Below are 15,745 nucleotides of genomic sequence, written 5' to 3'. Positions count from 1 at the left end.
GGCAATCCGTTGGCCAAGATCTTGTGAAGTCGTTCACGCAAGCTCTTGGCCCAGGGCAGACTTCGTGCTGAGATTCGACTCACACTGGGCTGCGTTGATTCTTGTTGTTCCTTGGCTCGACGGCGCGTTGGGGAGGCAAAAGTGGCGGATACCGCCATGGCACGGTCGGAATCGGTGATGTCGGAGGATCCGCTGGAGCGGGCGATCTGGCGGCTGCGCTCGCGCGGCTGCTGGGACGACGCCGCGGCGCTCCTCGACGACACCGCCGGGACCGACGCCGAGGCGGCGCGGCAGCGCGCGGCGCTGCTGGTGGAGCAGTGCATGTTCACGGCCGCCGGCTGGGAGCGCGCCGAGGACGCGGTGCGCAACGCGGAGGCGCTGTCGGTCGACGGGGAGAACCGCGGCGTCACGGCGTGCGAGCGGGGCTATCTCGCGTACGCCTCGACGCTGTTCCAGGAGCGCGACCGCTCCGACGAGGCCCGCGCGGCGCTCGGCCGCGCCGCGGCGCTGCTGGCGCCGACGTCGCCGTACCGGCCGATGCTCGACTTCCGGCGCGGTCTCGTCGCCCAGCACCTGACGAAGAACGCGACGGCGGCGCTGGCGGCGTTCCGCCGCGCCCACGCGGGCGCGGTGGAGCAGGGCGACCTGCTGCTGTGCTCGTTCACCTGGCGCCACCTGGCCTCGCTCGCGGCCGACGACGGCGACCTCGCGGAGGCGCGGCACGGCTTCCGCGAGTCGCTGCGGCTGCGCGAGGAGGTGGGCTACCTGATCGGTACGGCGCCGGCGCTGATGGCGCTGGCCGACGTGGAGTCGGAGCCCGAGGCGGGCCGGCTGCGGGCGGAGGCGACGCGGCTCGTGCGGCTGCTGGACGGGGTGCCGTCGTGGCTGGCGGAGCAGTTGGGCGAGGAGCCCCGGCGGGTGGCGGCGGCGGACTGACGCGGCCCGCGGCGTCCGCGGCGAGCGGCCGGGCGGACCCGGTACGGACAGGTGTCCGGCCGTAAGGACAGTCCCTTTCCGGCCGTCTTCACCGCCCGTGTCCGCGGCTACGCGCCCGCCGCCGCGTCCCGCTCGCGGTGCACCGCGACGCCCGCGACGACCAGCGCGATGCCCGACGCCTCCGCCGCGCCCGGCACCTGGCCGAGGACGGCCACGCCCATGAGCGCCGCCGTCGCCGGCAGCAGCGACAGCATCAGCGCGAACGTCGCCCGCGGCACCCGCGCCATGGCGAGCTGGTCGCACACGTACGGGATCACCGACGAGCACACCCCCACCCCGAACGCCGCCGCCAGCAGCACCGGCGACGTGACGGCCGCGGCGCCCTGCGCGAGCCCCGCCGGCGCCGCGACCACCGCCGCCACCAGCATCGCCGCGCCGAGCCGCCCCACTCCGGACGCGCCGCCGTCGGCCGCGAGCCGGTGGCCGAGGACGACGTAGAGCACGAACAGCGCGCAGTTGCCGAACGCGAGCGCGAGCCCGAGCGGCTCCGCCACCAGGTGCACGTCGGTCAGCAGCGCGACGCCCGCGAGGACCAGCACCAGCGCGGCGACGTTCCGCCGGGTCCGCACCCCCGCCGCGGCCAGCACCACGGGCCCCAGGAACTCCACCGCCCCGACCGTGCCCAGCGGCAGCCGTTCGAGGGCCAGATAGAACGTGCAGTTCATGGTGGCGAGCACGGCGCCCATCGCCACCAGCAGCCGCCGCTGGTACGGCGTCGCAGCCCGCCAGTCGCGCCACGGCCGCCGCCAGACGGCGAAGACCAGCGCCGCCGAGGCGATCCGCAGCCAGGCGACCCCGAGGACGTCGAGGCGGGCGAAGAGCAGGACGGCGCACGCCGGGCCCAGGTAGTGGAAGACCGCGGAGGAGACGAGGAACGCCGGCGGCGGCACCCGCTCGGCGGCCAGGGCGAGCCGGCCGCCGGAGGCGGCGGCGGGACTGGGGGGCAGGGAGTCGGCCACGCGGGAATCGTCGCAACGCACGCCCCCGCGGGCCATGGCGAACCGGAAAGCCCGGCGGCTGTTTGCTTTCCGCTCCGGGGTACGAAACGGCCGTCCCCCGTGCCAAGGTGAAACGGTGGATGCACTCGACCGCTCGATCCTGACCGAACTCGACGCCGACCCCCGGCTGTCCATGGCCGAGCTGGCCCGGCGCACCGGTGTCTCCGTGCCCACCGCCCGCGAGCGGGTGCGGCGGCTGGAGGAGTCCCGGGTGATCCGCGGCTACCGCCTGGACGTCGACCCGGCCGCCCTGGGCTACCCGGTGGCCGCGTTCGTGCGGGTACGGCCCGGGCCGGGGCAGTTGCCGCGGATCGCGGCGCTGGCGCGGAGCCTGCCGCAGGTCAGCGAGTGCCACCGGATCACCGGCGAGGACTGCTTCCTGCTCAAGGTGCACGCGACGGACCTCGACACCTTCGAGGAGGTGCTCGACCGCTTCCTGCTGCACGGGCAGACGACGACGTCGATCGTCCAGTCCACGGCGGTACCGCCGCGGACACCGGGGCTCGGCGCGTACGCGGAGGAGGGCGACGGCAAGGGCAGCGGCGGGGCCGGGGCGCGGGGCCGGGTTCCGTAGCGGCGGCTAGGGTTGCCGGGCGTGGACCTCGATGCCGTACGCACCTTCGTCGCCGCCGCCGACACCGGCCAGTTCCAGGAGGCGGCGGCCGAGCTGATGCTCACCCAGCAGGCCGTCTCCAAGCGCATCGCCGGGCTGGAGAAGGGTCTCGGGGTGCGGCTGTTCACCCGTACCGCGCGCGGCGCGAAGCTCACCATCGACGGCCAGGCGTTCCTGCCGCACGCCCGCGCGCTGCTCCAGGCCGCGGAGCGCGCCGCGGCCTCCGTACGGCCCGGGAGCCGGGCGCTGCGGGTGGACGTGGTCGGGCGCCGGGTCGCCACCGCCGGGCTGCTGCGCGACTTCCACCGCGCGCACCCCGAGGTGGAGCTGGACGTCGTCACGGTCTACGGCGGCGGCCCCGCCGTCGACGCGGTCCGCGACGGCACGATCGACGCGACGTTCCGCACCCTGCCGCCGCCCGGCCGGAAGCTGCCCGACGACATCGCCGTCGACTACGTGATGTACGAGCCGGTGCAGCTCGTCACCGGCCCCGCGCACGAGTTCGCCGGCGCCCGCTCCGTCAGCCCCGCGCGGCTCGCCGGCCACCGGATCTGGATGCCGGGCAACGATCCGGGCACCGAGTGGGCCGCGTACTACGAGGACATGGCCGTGGAGTTCGGCTTCGTCATCGACTCGGTGGGCCCGAACTTCGGTGTCGAGAGCCTGCTCGACACGATCGCCGAGTCCGCCACGGTGGGCACCTTCCTCAGCGAGCGGACCCCGCTCGTCTGGCCCGTCGACTACGACCTGTGCCGCATCCCGCTGCTCGACCCGACCCCCGTCTACCCGCACCTGCTGCACTGGCACACCCACAACGCGCACCCCGGCCTCGCCCTGCTGCGCGACTACGTCGCGGCCCGCGGCCCGCGGCACGCGGCCGCGGACCCCGCCGGGACCTGGGCCCCGGCCTGGTCCCGCTGACCGGCCCGGCCACGGAGCGGGCTCAGGTCAGCACGGCCTCGACGAGGTCGATCATCTGTTCCTCGGCAAGGGGGCTCGGCTCGTCCTCGCCGCGTACCCAGAGCCCGATCGTCAGGTGGGCGTCGGGGGTGAACGTGACGGTCCACCCGTACGTTCGGAGGTCGCTGCTCTTGAACCACCCGGAACCGAGCCCGGGGCGGGGGGCCAGTGCGGTGCACCGTGTGATCCGCCGGGGTTCCTCGTAGCAGTTCTTCTCGTACCTCCCGGCCGTCTTCCGCGTCGCCGTGAACGAGATCTCGTGCTTCCCCGACTGCGTGACGAACTCGGCGTCGACGTGCCAGTTCTGGTGGGCGGCACCCGGCCGGTAGGACGCCGCGTTGTGCGCCGGGAGCACCTTCGCCTCGGGCACGGTCGCGCCGAAGGCGTCGGGAATCCGGGTCAGGACGGCCCGGGTGACCGCCCGGTATTCGTCCCGTCCGTACGCCTCCTCCGGGCCGGCACGCCACAGTGACGGCGAAGGCACCACCGCGGGCGTCTTGGAGCCGCCTCCCGCCCCGGCCATCGGGGGCAGCAGTCCCGCGCCCGCGGCGATGAGTATCGTCGCGACCGCCGTGGCCAGCATGCTCAGCCGGGCGAGTCGGCGCTGCCGCCCCTGGCGGGCCCGCGCGACGATGCCGTCCGGGCCGAGCCGCAGCGGGGGTTCGTCCGCGACGGCCGCGGTCAGCTCGCGCCTGATGCGCTCCTCGCTCATGCGCCGCACCACTTCCCTGCCGCCGGTACGCCCTCCTCGGCGAGCCGGCCGCGCAGCGTGCGCAGGCCGCGTGCGGCCTGGCTCTTGACGTTGCCCTCCGAGCACCCGAGCACGCCGGCCGTCTGGGCCACCGACAGGTCGTCGAAGTAGCGCAGCACGACAACGGCGCGCTGCCGCGGCGGGAGGGCGAGCACCGCCCCGCGTACGACATGCCGCATGGCCGTGTGCTCCGCGACGGCCTCGGGTCCGGCCGTCACGTCCGGCGTGTCCGGCAGGGTGGGCAGGCTCTGCTCGGAGCGGCGCCAGGGCTTGCGCCGCTCGTCCAGCCAGGTGCGGAGCAGCACGCGGCGGGCGTACGGCCCGAGTTCGGCGTGCCGCTCCAGGCGGTGCCACGAGCGGTACATCTTGATCATCGAGTTCTGCATCAGGTCCTCTGCCAGGTGCCAGTCGCCGCAGAGCAGAAAGGCGGTCCGGCGCAGCGGGCGGGCCTGTGCCGCCGCGAACTCCCGGAATGATTCCTCGTCGTGTCTGCGCATGCGCTCAGTCGTCCTCCCTCACCCCTGACACGGACGGGGTGCCCAGGAGGTTGCACCGCCCGCCGCGGCTCCTCCGGGGCAGGGCGCCCGCGGGGCTCAGGTCAGCGCCGCGGCTCGGTCCAGGAGGTGCGCATCAGGGCGGTCAGTTCGACGACCAGCCGGGGGTGCCGGGCCGCCACGTTTGTCGTCTCGCCCGGATCGGCGGCCAGGTCGTACAGCTCGAAGTCCCCCGCCCCCTCCGGTGCGCCTCGGCGCCCGGGGGCCCCGTACCGCACCGCCTTCCACTTGCCGCGGACCACGGCCTCGGCAGCGCGGCCCAGCCGCCCGGGCTCGGTGGCGGCGGCCCGTGGCGTGGCGGTGGACGGGCCGCGGTACCAGTAGAGGTGGTCGTGTTCCGCGGCCCGCCCGGCGCCCGTCAGCAGCGGTACGAGGGACAGCCCGTCGCCCCCGTCCGGTGCCGGCCCGCCCGCCAGTTCGGCCAGCGTGGGCAGCACGTCCGTCAGGGACGTCAGCCGTCCGCTGCTCCCGCCTGCGGCGATCGTGCCGGGCCACCGGGCGAGGAGCGGCACGCGGATGCCACCGTCGTAGAGGTTGCGCTTGTAGCCGCGCAGCGGTCCGTTGGCGTCGAAGCTGTCGGGGTCCGTGCCGTCCTCCTCGTGGGGGCCGTTGTCGCTCGTGACCAGGACGAGGGTGTCGCGGTCGAGGCGCCGGCGCCGCAGCTCGTCCAGTACCGCGCCGGCCATCCGGTCCAGCCGCGCCACCTGGGCGGCGTGCCGCCGGTCCGGCAGCCGCCTGGGCCAGTCGCCGTGTGCGGAGACGGCCGCGGCCGGCAGGTCGTTCGGTGCGTGCGGCAGGTTGGGCGCCAGTACGAGCAGGAAGGGACGGCCGTCCGCCGCGAGCGGGCGGCGCATCCGCGACAGCGCGTGCGCCTCCAGTGCGTCGGCGGCATACGTGTCCGGGGGCAGCGCGTGCCGCTCGTCGTTGTGCCAGAGGTGCCGGGGGTAGTGGTCCTGCGCGTGCTGGTGGGTGAGGTAGCCGAAGAAGTCCTCGAAGCCGCGCTCGTTCGGATGGCTCGGCTGCCGGCCCCGCTCCGGTCCGAAGCCCCACTTGCCCACCCAGGAGGTGCGGTAGCCGCGCGCCCGCAGTACCTCCCCGAAGGTGGTGTCACCGTCGCCCAGCGCGGGCTGCCGGCCGCGGGAGGCGTTGTGGCGGACGGTCCCGTGGCCGACGTGCCGGCCGGTGAGAAGCGCGCAGCGGGACGGGGCGCAGACCGGCGCCGCCGCGTACGCACGGGTGAAGCGCATGCCGCCGGCCGCCAGCCGGTCCAGCCGCGGCGTCCGGATGAGCCGCTGTCCGTAGCCGCCGAGTTCGGCGCGGCCGAGGTCGTCGGCGACGATCAGCACGACGTAGGGCGGGCGGCGGGCGGGCTCGCGGCCGTCCGCCGTCAGCACGGCGCCCGCTCCGAGTACCGAGGTGGCTACCGCGGCGGCACCGCCGGCGAGGAACTGACGGCGGGTGGTGGGCATGGCGCGGCTCCCGGTGACCGACGGCGCGCCCCGGCGATCGGGGCGCTCGTCCCGTACACGGGCGCCGCACGCCGCCGCGTTGCACGCACGACGCGCGGCACCGCGGCGGCGGAATGCCGCGCCGTGTTCCGGTCAGCCGCGCAGCGGGTGCCTGCGCGCCGGCGGGACAAGCCACGGATCTCCGGATTTTCGGCGTCGAAACCGCAGCCTTCGCCCGGGCCGGCGCGGGTCGCCGCCCCGTGCTGGGAGCGTGGGAGCGGTGGCGGCCCGGGCAGGCTGTCGGGCCCGCGTCAGGACGCGCCCGCGGCCGGTGTGAAGCGGACCGCGTCCGCGACCACGTAGCCGTCGGTGGCGTCGTTGCGTATCCGTACGCCCGCGGCCGTCCCCGCCGCGAAGGTGTGTCTGCCCAGCACCACCCACTGCCCGCCGCGCGAGCGCTGGTCGACGGTGTACGTCTGCGTGCCCCCGGCGTGTTCCACGTCCACCGGCACGTTCGTCGCGCGGTTGGCGTCGGCCGTCCACCACAGCGCGACGTCCCACGTGCCGGCGGCCGGCAGCTCGGGCCCGAAGCGCATCCAGGCCGTGCCCTTGCCGGCGTTGTCGTCGTGCACGTAGTCGGAGCCGTAGTAGTTCGAGATCGCGGTGCTGCTCTTCCAGGTGCCGGCGGAGGTGACGCCGGTGGCGGAGACGTTGTCGACGGCGATCTCGCCGGGCTCGCTCGGCGGCCACTCCAGGAACTGGCCGTCCGCGCGCAGCCGCGCCTGGAGGGCCGCCACCGGCACCTGCTGCACCACGCCGCCGCGGTCGAGCGCCATCCGCGCGGCGGTCGCCGCGGACTGCGCGAGGATCATGAAGACCGGCTCCATCCGGATCGACCCGTACGCGATGTGCGAGGCGGAGAGCGCGACGGGCACCAGCAGGTTGGTGCACTGCGCGCGCTTCGGCGTCAGCGAGCGGTAGCTGATCCCGTACGGCGCCCGCACCCCGACCTGCACGTCGCCCTCGTTGCGCGCGACGCCGTCCACGACCAGGCGGCGGCAGTTGTGCGAGTCCATCGTGTACGAGGCGAGCCCGACCGAGTCCGCGGCGCGCACCGCGCCGCGGCAGTCGTGCTCGGTCATGACGTACGCGGAGACCATGCGGCGCGCCTCGCGGATGTAGAGCAGCGGCGGCCAGCCGCCGTGGCCGGTGAACTCGTCGCGCGGCAGGCCCCAGGCGGCGGTCTGGGCGCGCACGGACTCCGGCAGCCGCTGGTCGTTGGCGAGGAACCACATCAGGCCCTGCTGGTAGTCGGCATGTTCGGCGTGGATGCGGGCGCGCTCGGCGTACGTGCCCGTGGGATAGCCGAAGTTGAAGCCGATGTTGTCGGTGGAGAACGCGCCGTTGTTGTTGGAGTCGGTCTTGCCGCCACCCATCTGGTGGGTGGTGTAGAACGGGCCGCGCCAGCCCGCCTGGACGTAGCGCAGGAGGAGTTCGTAGCGCATCGGGTCGTAGCCGGCGGGCTTGGGGAAGGGGATGCGGTCGGCGGCCTGGGTGAGGCACATCCGGAAGCAGTACGCCTGGATCGCCTCGTCCGCGGTGCCGTCGGGCGCGAGCGCGTCGGCGGCGACGCCGGGCAGCAGGCCGCTGGCGGGGCTGCCGGGGGTGACGTACGGGTCGACGGGGTGGACGAACTGGTGCTTGTCGCGGTGCTGGACGCCGTTGAGCGTCTCGTCGTACGCGGCGTTGCCCTCGCGTCCGGTGGTGAAGTCGACGCCGGCGCGGGCCATCAGGTCGCCCTCGTACGTCGCGTCCACGAACATCCCGCCCTCGTACGCGCGGCCGTCGTCGGTCACGAGCAGCCGGATGCGGCCGCCGCGGCGGTCGACGGAGCGCAGCCGGGCGTCGAGGACGACGGGAACGTCGTGCTCGGCGAGGAGGTCGGCGAAGACCTCGGAGGCGACGTGCGGTTCGAAGGTGTAGCGGGCCGGGGAGTCGTCGGTGACCGGCGTGCCGTGGTACTTGGCGTACACCCGGCGGTAGAACTCCAGGGCCAGGCCGCCGATGGCGGAGGTGTTGCCGGTGTCGGTGGCGCCCAGGCCGCTGGTGGTCAGGCCGCCGATGTGCCGGGTGGGCTCCAGCACCACGGCGGTGCCGCCCATCCGGCGCATCTGCACGGCGGCGATCACCCCGGCCGAGGTGCCGCCGTAGACCACCAGGTCGGCCGGGACCGGGCCGCGGCCCCCGGCGTACGCCATCGGGCCCAGGGCGGGCAGCGCGAGACCCGCGCCGCCCGCGGCCAGCAAACCACGTCGAGAAAGCGCTTTCTCTGCCATGGTTCCGGAGTGTGCCCGCGCCCCGGAGGGACGTCAACGCATCCGTACGCCCGGATCCCAGTCGGCCGGCAGCGCCGCCGGCACGGCGAAGCCGGCGCCCGGGACGGGCACGAACTCCCCGTCCCGCGCCGACTTCTCGACCGCCGCCATGGTCTCCAGCACGTGCTGCGCCAGCTCGCCGGAGGCGCGGTGCGGCTCGCCCGCTGCCAGCGCCCTGGCCATGTCGAGCACGCCCATGCCGCGCCCCGCGGTCGCCCCCGCCGCCTCGATCTCCGTCCACTCCGCCGAGCCCGTGGGGCGCAGCCGCAGGGAGCCGTCGAAGCGGTTCGGGTCGGGCAGGGCGAGGGTGGCCTCGGTGCCGGTGATCTCCACGAACCCCTGCCGGTTCAGCGGGGAGTCGAAGCTGACCACCAGCGAGGCGGTCTGGCCGGCGGCGTAGTCGAGGAGCGCCGCGACATGCGTGGGCACCTCGACCGGGAACTCCGTACCGGCCTTGGGGCCCGACCCGATCACCCGAGTCTCGCGCGCCCTGCGGGCCACCGCCGCGACCCGCTCGGCCGGGCCGAAGAGCGTGGCCAGACAGGTCAGGTAGTACGGGCCCATGTCGAACAGCGGCCCGCCGCCGCGCACGAAGTAGAACTCGGGACTGGGGTGCCACGACTCCGGGCCCGGGGTCTGCATCAGCGCCAGACCGCTCAGCGGCACCCCTATCGCCCCGTCGTCGACGAGCCGGCGCGCCGTCTGCAGTCCGGCGCCGAGGAACGTGTCGGGGGCGCAGCCGAGCCGCACGCCCGCCCCGGCGGCCCGGGTGACCAACTCGGCGCCGGAGACCGGGTCGAGGGTCAGCGGCTTCTCGTTCCACACGTGCTTCCCGGCGTCGATCGCCGCCGCGGCCACGTCGTGGTGGGCGGCGGGGACGGTGAGGTTGACGACCAGTTCGACGCCGGGGTGGGCGAGGGCGTCCCGAGCGGTGCCGTGGGCGGGTACGCCGTAGGCGGCGGCCTGCGCGGCGGCGCGCTCGGTGTCGAGGTCGGCGCAGAAGAGCACGCGCAGGTCGGGGAAGGCGGTGAGGTTCGTCAGGTACTGGTCGCTGATCGTGCCGCAGCCGACGACGGCGACGCCCAGGGGCTCTTGTGCGGTCATCGGCGCTTCCCCTCCAGCCAGTCGAAGCTCTCGCGGACGGCGGTGAGCATGTCGGTGGCGCAGGCGTCGAGTTCGACGATGTGGCGGCGGGCGCCCGCACCGGCGGCCAGCACGGCCTCGACGGGCATCCGGCCGGCACCGACGGCGGTCATCGGGTCGTCCTTCGTGACGGGCCCGTCCTTGATGTGCAGGTGCGTGACGCGCTCGCCGAGGCGGCCGAGCAGCGCGGGCACGTCCTGGCCGCCGACCGCCGCCCAGTACGTGTCCACCTCGAACTGCACCGGGGCGTCGAGCCCGGCGAGCAGGTCGGCCAGCACCTCCAGCGCGGGGACGCCGCCCACGTGCTGGTTCAGCTCGAACTCGTGGTTGTGGTAGCCGAGCGCGAGGCCGTGCCCGGCGGCGCGCCGCGCGGCCTCGGCCAGCTCGCCGGCCACGGCGCGTACCCCCTCTTCTTCGGCGAACCGCTCCGGCGGCAGGTAGGGCACGAAGACGGTGTCGGCGCCGACCGTGCGCGCGCCCCTGAAGGCGGCGTCGGCCTGCTCCGGCCCGGCGAGCAGGTGCGCGTGGACGGAGCCGGCCGCGAGGCCCGCCGTGTCCAGGTCGGCGCGGAGCGCCTCGGGGTCGGTCAGCACGTCGTAGCACTCGACCTGGCGGTAGCCGAAGCCGGCCAGCGCGGCGAACGTGCCGGGACGGTCGGCGGCGATCTCGTCGCGAACGGTGTAGAGCTGCACGCCCAGGGACGGGCTCATGGTCTCCTCCGGCGATCGTTTTCGACAATTTTTCGCTCGCCAGTTGACGCTAGAAGCCGGGCAGACCTCCGTCAACACCCTTGACAGGGTCGGAAGTCGGCGGTCAGGCTGGCCGAAGTTTTCGAAAAGGACTCCGCCATGCCGCCCGAACAGGCCACCCTCAGCGACATCGCCGCCCGCGCCGGCGTCTCGGTGTCGACCGTCTCCAAGGTCCTGCACGCCCGCACCGACGTCGCCCCCGCCACCCGCGAGCGCATCGCCCGGCTCCTCGCCGACCACGGCTACCGGCCGTCCCGCGGCGCCGGCGTCGTCGACCTCGTCATCGGCAGCCTCAACAGCCCCTGGGCGGACGCCCTGGTCACCGGCGCGGTCGAGGCCGGCGCCGAGGCCGACTGCCGGATCGTCATCGACAGCGTGCCCGACAGCGACGACATCCTGCGCCACACCCTGGAGCGCATCATGGCGCGCGGCAGCGACGGCGTCCTGCTCGTCCACCAGGTGCCCGCGCCGGAGACCCGCGCGCGGCTGGCGGCCAAGCGCATCCCGCTGGTCGCCATCGACCCGCCGGCCGAACCTGGCGCGGGCGTGCGCTCCGTGGGCTGCACGAACTGGCAGGGCGGCCTGGCCGCGACCCGGCACCTCGTCGAGCTGGGCCACCGCCGTATCGCCACCCTCACCGGCCCGCTGACGATCTGGTCCGCCCGCGCCCGCTTCGACGGCTACCGCGCCGCGCTGCTGGAGGCCGGGCTGCCGGTCGCGGAGGAGCTGATCCGCAACGCCGACTTCTTCGCGCCCGACGGCCGCGAGGGGGCGCTGGCGCTGCTCGACCTGGCCGAGCCGCCCACGGCGGTGGTCGCGGCGAACGACGGGCAGGCGTTCGGCGTGCTCCAGGCCCTGGCGGAACGGGGGCTGCGGGCGCCGGCGGACATGAGTGTCACCGGCTTCGACGACACCCCGGTCGCCGCCTGGGCGGCGCCGCCGCTGACCACCGTCGTCCAGCCGCTGGAGGCGATGGCGGCCACCGCGTTCCGGATGCTCCGGCTGCACGGCGAGGGCGGGGCGGCGCAGCCCGAGCAGGTGGAGCTGGCGACGACGCTGACGGTACGGGCGTCCACGGGCCCGCCGCCGGCCCGCTGAACGCCGGCCCGCTGAACCCGGAGCAGCCGCCCCCGCGCCCGCCGCCGGATGCGTTCCGTACCCGCCGCGCCGCTCCCCCACTCCCCCGCCCGCACCCGCAGTCCCGCACCGCCGTCACGACCGACTGGAGCATCCGCATGGCCCTGTTCGACATGCCCCTCGCCGAGCTGCGCGACTACCGCCCCGAACGCGAGGAGCCCGCCGACTTCGACGACTTCTGGACCCGCACCCTCGCCGAGGCGGAGGACGCGGCCGGCGGCCTGGCCCCGGAGTTCCGCCCGTACCCGACGGGGCTGACCGCGGTCGACGTGCACGACGTGTCCTTCGCCGGCTGGGGCGGCCACCGGATCTCCGCCTGGCTCGTCCTGCCGCGCGACGCCGACGGGCCCGTGCCGTGCGTCATGCACTACATCGGCTACGGCGGCGGCCGCGGGCTCCCGCACGACCACCTGTTCTGGCCTGCCGCCGGCCGCGCCGTCTTCGTCGTCGACACCCGCGGCCAGGGCGCCGCCCACCGCAACAACGCCGGCTCCACCCCCGACCCGTACGGCACGGGCAACGCGCAGACCCCCGGCTTCATGACCCGCGGCGTGCTCGACCCCGAGGAGTACTACTACCGCCGCGTCTTCACCGACGCCGTACGGGCCGTGGACGCCGCCGCCGCGCACCCGGCGGTGGACGGCGACCGGATCGCCGTCAGCGGCGGCAGCCAGGGCGGCGCGATCGCCACCGCGGTCGCGGGGCTGCACCCGGGGGTGCGGGCGGCGATGATCGACGTGCCGTTCCTCAACCACTTCCGCCGGGCGGTGACGATCACCGACAAGGACCCGTACCAGGAGCTGGTCCTCTTCCTGGCGACGCAACGGGACGCGGACGAGCGGGTGTTCCGGACGCTCTCGTACTTCGACGGGCTCAACTTCGCGGCCCGCGCCACCGTCCCGGCGCTGTACTCGGTGGCGCTGATGGACGAGGTGTGCCCGCCGTCGACGGTCTTCGCGTCGTACAACCACTGGGGCGGGCCGAAGGGCATCGAGGTCTACCGGTGGAACGGCCACGAGGGCGGCGGGAACGACCACCGGGTGACCTCGCTGGCCTGGCTGCAGGTGTAGCGGTCCGGGGCGTACGGCGCGCGCTGCCCGCGGCCGTACGTCCCGGTCAGGGCCGCTCCGGGGCGCCCAGCAGCTCCCGCAGCACCGTCTCGGCCGCCGCCGCGTCCCCCGCCGCCAGCGCGTCGACCAGCGCCTGCCGGCGGGCCGGCGCGGCCGCCGGGGGCCGCGCCCTGGCCCGCAGTTCGCCCGCGACGCGCGCCAACTGCCGGTTGCCGGAGAGCGCCACCAGCGCCTCGTGGAACTCCGCGTCGTCGCCGGTCAGCCGGCTCAGCGTCAGCCGGCGCTCGGCCGGCAGCCCGGCCGCCAGCCGGTGCAGCAGCGGTACGAGGAGCAGCGCGCGCACCTCCGCCAGCTCGGCCAGGTCGCGGGCGCTGGGCGCGAGGATCCGGAAGCCGCGGTTCGGCAGTATCTCCACCGCGCCCTCCGCGGCGAGTTGCTGCATGGCCTCGCGGACCGGGGTGGCCGAGACGCCGAACCGTTCGCCCAGCGCGGGCGCGGAGTACACCTCGCCCGGCCGCAGTTCGCCCCCGGCCACCGCGGCGCGCAGCGCGTCGAGCACCTGGCCGCGTACGGAGTGCCGGCGCACCCGGGCCGGGGCGCGGCGCCGGCCGGGTACCGCCGGCGGGAGCGGCACGTCCTCCACTGTTTCCCCCGATTCGCGACAGAAGTACGCCCGCCGGGCGGCGCTCGCGCCCCACGGTAACCCGGTGCCCCTTGCCCCTTCCCCGATCAAGCGGGTTAAGGTTAGCCTTACCTCAACCCGTCGACGGGTCGAGAACACGCCACGCCCCGCCGAGCCCAGGGTGGTCACCGCACGATGTCCGCACCCGCAGTGCCCCAGCCGGTCGCCGACGCCGGAGCCCCGCCCGCGCGGCCCGCCGGCACCCCGGTCACCGCGGCGTACGCACGGCTCACCGAGGTGCTGCCCTTCCTGGCCGTCACCGAACTCGGCCCCGCGGACCCGCTGCCCGCAGGCCCCGGCTGGGTGGCCGCCGCCGACCTCGCCGCGGGCGGCCCCGCCCTCGACGGCTTCCTCGCCTGGGACGCCGAGCAGGTCCGCCGCACGTACGACGAGGAAGCCCGCCCCGACGTGGTCGCCAGCTTCGGCCTGCACCGGTACGCCTGGTCCGCCTGCCTGCTGGTCACCCTCCCCTGGTTCCTGCTCCGCCGCGTGCCGCGCGTCCCGCTGGACGCCGTGGCCCTCCACCGCAACGCCGACGGCAGCCGCATGCGCCTGGCCGTCCGCGGCGGCGCGTTCGCCTGCCTGCCGGACGACCCGGCCGCCGGACTGCCCGGCGCCCGCGTCGTCGGCGGCGAGGAGGCGCTGCGCGCCGAGGTGCGGACGGCCGTGGCCGAGCATCTGGAGCCGGTGCTCGCCGCGTTCGGGCCGCGGATGCGCCGCGGACCGCGGGCGCTGTGGGGGATGGCGACCGACGAGATCGTCGAGGGCCTGTGGTACCTGGGGGACCTGCTGGGCGAGGAGGAGCGGGCGATGGCCGAGACCGGGCAGCTCCTGCCCGGCAGCGGACCGGCCACGGCCCCGTACGCGGGCGGCGCCGCCTTCCGCACCCTCACCGGGCCCGCCGGGCAGTCCCTGGCCACCCGGGACCGGGCGAGCTGCTGCATGTACTACACGCTGCGGCCCGAGGACACCTGCGTGACCTGCCCGCGCACCTGCGACACGGAGCGCGTCGCCCGTCTCGTCGCAAGCTCTTAGCACAGAAGCCATCCCATTGAGTGGCTGATTTCGTTTCCTCCGGAATCGCGCTGGAATTCCGCGAGTATCGGTCCCCGAGTCACCCGTCATCTGGCGAGGCAAGGGACATCCGATGGGATTCAACGGGATACCGCTGAGCTGGGCCCTCCCGGCCGCCGTGCTGCTGCTCGGCGTACTGGCGGCCGTTGCCGTGGTGGTGCGCGGCCGGCAGAAGGCCGACGAGCCCGCGGACTCCTGGGAGGCCGGCGAGCAGCGCCGGCGCCGCAAGGAGGCGATGTACGGCACACTCGCGTACGTCCTGCTCTTCTGCTGCGCCGCGGTCGCCGCAGCGCTCTCCTTCCACGGCCTGGTCGGCTTCGGCCGGCAGAACCTGGGCCTGTCCGGCGGCTGGGAGTACCTGGTCCCCTTCGGGCTCGACGGCGCCGCGATGTTCTGCTCCGTCATCGCCGTACGCGAGGCGAGCAACGGCGACGCGGCGCTCGGCTCCCGGCTGCTGGTGTGGACGTTCGCGGGCGCGGCGGCCTGGTTCAACTGGGTGCACGCGCCGCGCGGTACGGGCCACGCGGGCGCGCCGCAGTTCTTCGCCGGCATGTCGCTCTCGGCCGCGGTGCTCTTCGACCGGGCGCTGAAGCAGACCCGCAGGGCGGCGCTGCGCGAGCAGGGGCTGGTGCCGCGGCCGCTGCCGCAGATCCGGTTCGTACGGTGGCTGCGGGCACCGCGGGAGACGTTCCGCGCGTGGTCGCTGATGCTGCTCGAAGGCGTCCGCACGCTGGACGAGGCCGTCGACGAGGTGCGCCAGGACAGCAGGGACGAGGCGCGCCGGCGGGCCGAGGAGCGCGAGCAGGCCCGGCTGGAGCGGGCCAGGATGAAGGCCCTCGGCAAGCACCAGCGCGCGCTGGCCCCCGGCGAGCTGACCGCGGCGCGCCCCGAGCCGCAGGTGGCGCTGACGCCGGAGCCGGTCACGGAGGCGGCGCGGTTCCCGCTGCGCTCGCGCGCGGCGCCGGAGGGCAGGCCGGCGGTGGCCGGCGGGCAGCCGGGCGGCCCGGCTCCGGCGAAGTCCGTCGCCGGAGCCGTGGGCCAGGACGACACGCTGACGGCACCGCTCGACACCCTGGAGCAGAAGCTCACGGCGATGGAGAACCAGTACCGCTGACGGTGCTCCCGTGACGATCGAGGTGGTGGGTCCTCTTGCCCGGTCGGCCGCGCGCAGGTTAGGCAGATCACAGCGACGACT

At 75.1% G+C, this 15,745-nt stretch carries 15 protein-coding genes; 7 read left to right on the top strand and 8 right to left on the bottom strand.

What is annotated here, in order from left to right; translation table 11 throughout:
* Positions 1 to 156 precede the first annotated feature (156 nt).
* Positions 157 to 936: a hypothetical protein gene (locus ACFYVJ_RS16205; RefSeq protein WP_388891544.1), complete on the top strand. Its 780-nt coding sequence runs from the start codon at positions 157 to 159 to the stop codon at positions 934 to 936.
* Positions 937 to 1,043: 107 nt separating this feature from the next.
* Here ACFYVJ_RS16205 and ACFYVJ_RS16200 read toward each other — a convergent pair whose 3' ends face one another.
* Complete coding sequence (locus ACFYVJ_RS16200; protein WP_388891541.1) at positions 1,044 to 1,955, bottom strand: DMT family transporter; 912 nt, start codon at positions 1,953 to 1,955, stop codon at positions 1,044 to 1,046.
* Between the two features lie 115 nt (positions 1,956 to 2,070).
* Here ACFYVJ_RS16200 and ACFYVJ_RS16195 point away from each other — a divergent pair, with 115 nt between their 5' ends.
* Both ACFYVJ_RS16195 and ACFYVJ_RS16190 read left to right on the top strand, forming a co-directional pair.
* Complete coding sequence (locus ACFYVJ_RS16195; protein ID WP_388891539.1) at positions 2,071 to 2,568, top strand: Lrp/AsnC family transcriptional regulator; 498 nt, start codon at positions 2,071 to 2,073, stop codon at positions 2,566 to 2,568.
* Positions 2,569 to 2,589: 21 nt separating this feature from the next.
* On the top strand, positions 2,590 to 3,528 hold the full coding sequence (locus ACFYVJ_RS16190) for a LysR family transcriptional regulator (protein ID WP_388891536.1): 939 nt from the start codon (positions 2,590 to 2,592) through the stop codon (positions 3,526 to 3,528).
* Between the two features lie 22 nt (positions 3,529 to 3,550).
* Here the strand turns inward: ACFYVJ_RS16190 and ACFYVJ_RS16185 are convergent, their stop codons facing one another.
* The 6 genes from ACFYVJ_RS16185 to ACFYVJ_RS16160 form a co-directional block, all read right to left on the bottom strand.
* On the bottom strand, positions 3,551 to 4,279 hold the full coding sequence (locus tag ACFYVJ_RS16185) for a hypothetical protein (RefSeq protein ID WP_388891533.1): 729 nt from the start codon (positions 4,277 to 4,279) through the stop codon (positions 3,551 to 3,553).
* Positions 4,276 to 4,815 (bottom strand): RNA polymerase sigma factor, encoded by a 540-nt coding sequence (locus ACFYVJ_RS16180; protein ID WP_388891531.1) that lies wholly within the window; start codon positions 4,813 to 4,815, stop codon positions 4,276 to 4,278. Before ACFYVJ_RS16180 ends, ACFYVJ_RS16185 begins: the two co-directional genes overlap by 4 nt.
* Before the next feature lie 101 nt (positions 4,816 to 4,916).
* Entirely contained in the window at positions 4,917 to 6,341 is a 1,425-nt protein-coding gene (locus ACFYVJ_RS16175; protein WP_388891528.1) for a sulfatase-like hydrolase/transferase, read from the bottom strand.
* A gap of 290 nt (positions 6,342 to 6,631) precedes the next feature.
* A complete protein-coding gene (locus ACFYVJ_RS16170) occupies positions 6,632 to 8,656 on the bottom strand; it encodes an FAD-dependent oxidoreductase (RefSeq protein ID WP_388891525.1) in 2,025 nt (674 codons plus the stop codon).
* 33 nt (positions 8,657 to 8,689) lie between these two features.
* Positions 8,690 to 9,799: a Gfo/Idh/MocA family protein gene (locus tag ACFYVJ_RS16165; RefSeq protein ID WP_388891523.1), complete on the bottom strand. Its 1,110-nt coding sequence runs from the start codon at positions 9,797 to 9,799 to the stop codon at positions 8,690 to 8,692.
* On the bottom strand, positions 9,796 to 10,548 hold the full coding sequence (locus tag ACFYVJ_RS16160; protein ID WP_388891520.1) for a sugar phosphate isomerase/epimerase family protein: 753 nt from the start codon (positions 10,546 to 10,548) through the stop codon (positions 9,796 to 9,798). The genes ACFYVJ_RS16165 and ACFYVJ_RS16160 overlap by 4 nt, the downstream gene beginning before the upstream one ends.
* Positions 10,549 to 10,686: 138 nt before the next feature.
* On the opposite strand from ACFYVJ_RS16160, the gene ACFYVJ_RS16155 reads away from it, so the two are divergent.
* The gene (locus ACFYVJ_RS16155) at positions 10,687 to 11,685 is read left to right on the top strand and encodes a LacI family DNA-binding transcriptional regulator (protein ID WP_388891517.1); all 999 of its coding nucleotides are present in this window, start codon (positions 10,687 to 10,689) and stop codon (positions 11,683 to 11,685) included.
* Between the two features lie 137 nt (positions 11,686 to 11,822).
* Complete coding sequence (locus ACFYVJ_RS16150) at positions 11,823 to 12,794, top strand: acetylxylan esterase (RefSeq protein WP_388891514.1); 972 nt, start codon at positions 11,823 to 11,825, stop codon at positions 12,792 to 12,794.
* A gap of 46 nt (positions 12,795 to 12,840) precedes the next feature.
* Here the strand turns inward: ACFYVJ_RS16150 and ACFYVJ_RS16145 are convergent, their stop codons facing one another.
* Entirely contained in the window at positions 12,841 to 13,428 is a 588-nt protein-coding gene (locus ACFYVJ_RS16145) for a GntR family transcriptional regulator (protein WP_388891511.1), read from the bottom strand.
* Positions 13,429 to 13,611: 183 nt separating this feature from the next.
* On the opposite strand from ACFYVJ_RS16145, the gene ACFYVJ_RS16140 reads away from it, so the two are divergent.
* Positions 13,612 to 14,511 carry a (2Fe-2S)-binding protein gene (locus tag ACFYVJ_RS16140; RefSeq protein ID WP_388891508.1) on the top strand — a complete coding sequence of 300 codons (900 nt, stop codon included), beginning with the start codon at positions 13,612 to 13,614 and terminating at the stop codon, positions 14,509 to 14,511.
* Positions 14,512 to 14,623: 112 nt separating this feature from the next.
* Positions 14,624 to 15,664 (top strand): DUF2637 domain-containing protein, encoded by a 1,041-nt coding sequence (locus ACFYVJ_RS16135; protein ID WP_388891505.1) that lies wholly within the window; start codon positions 14,624 to 14,626, stop codon positions 15,662 to 15,664.
* The last annotated feature ends 81 nt before the right edge of the window (positions 15,665 to 15,745 follow it).

It is taken from the genome of Streptomyces sp. NPDC004134 (assembly GCF_042874195.1).
GTDB lineage: Bacteria > Actinomycetota > Actinomycetes > Streptomycetales > Streptomycetaceae > Streptomyces.
Note: the sequence above shows the minus strand (reverse complement) of the source record. Positions and strands in the feature narration are given on the sequence as shown.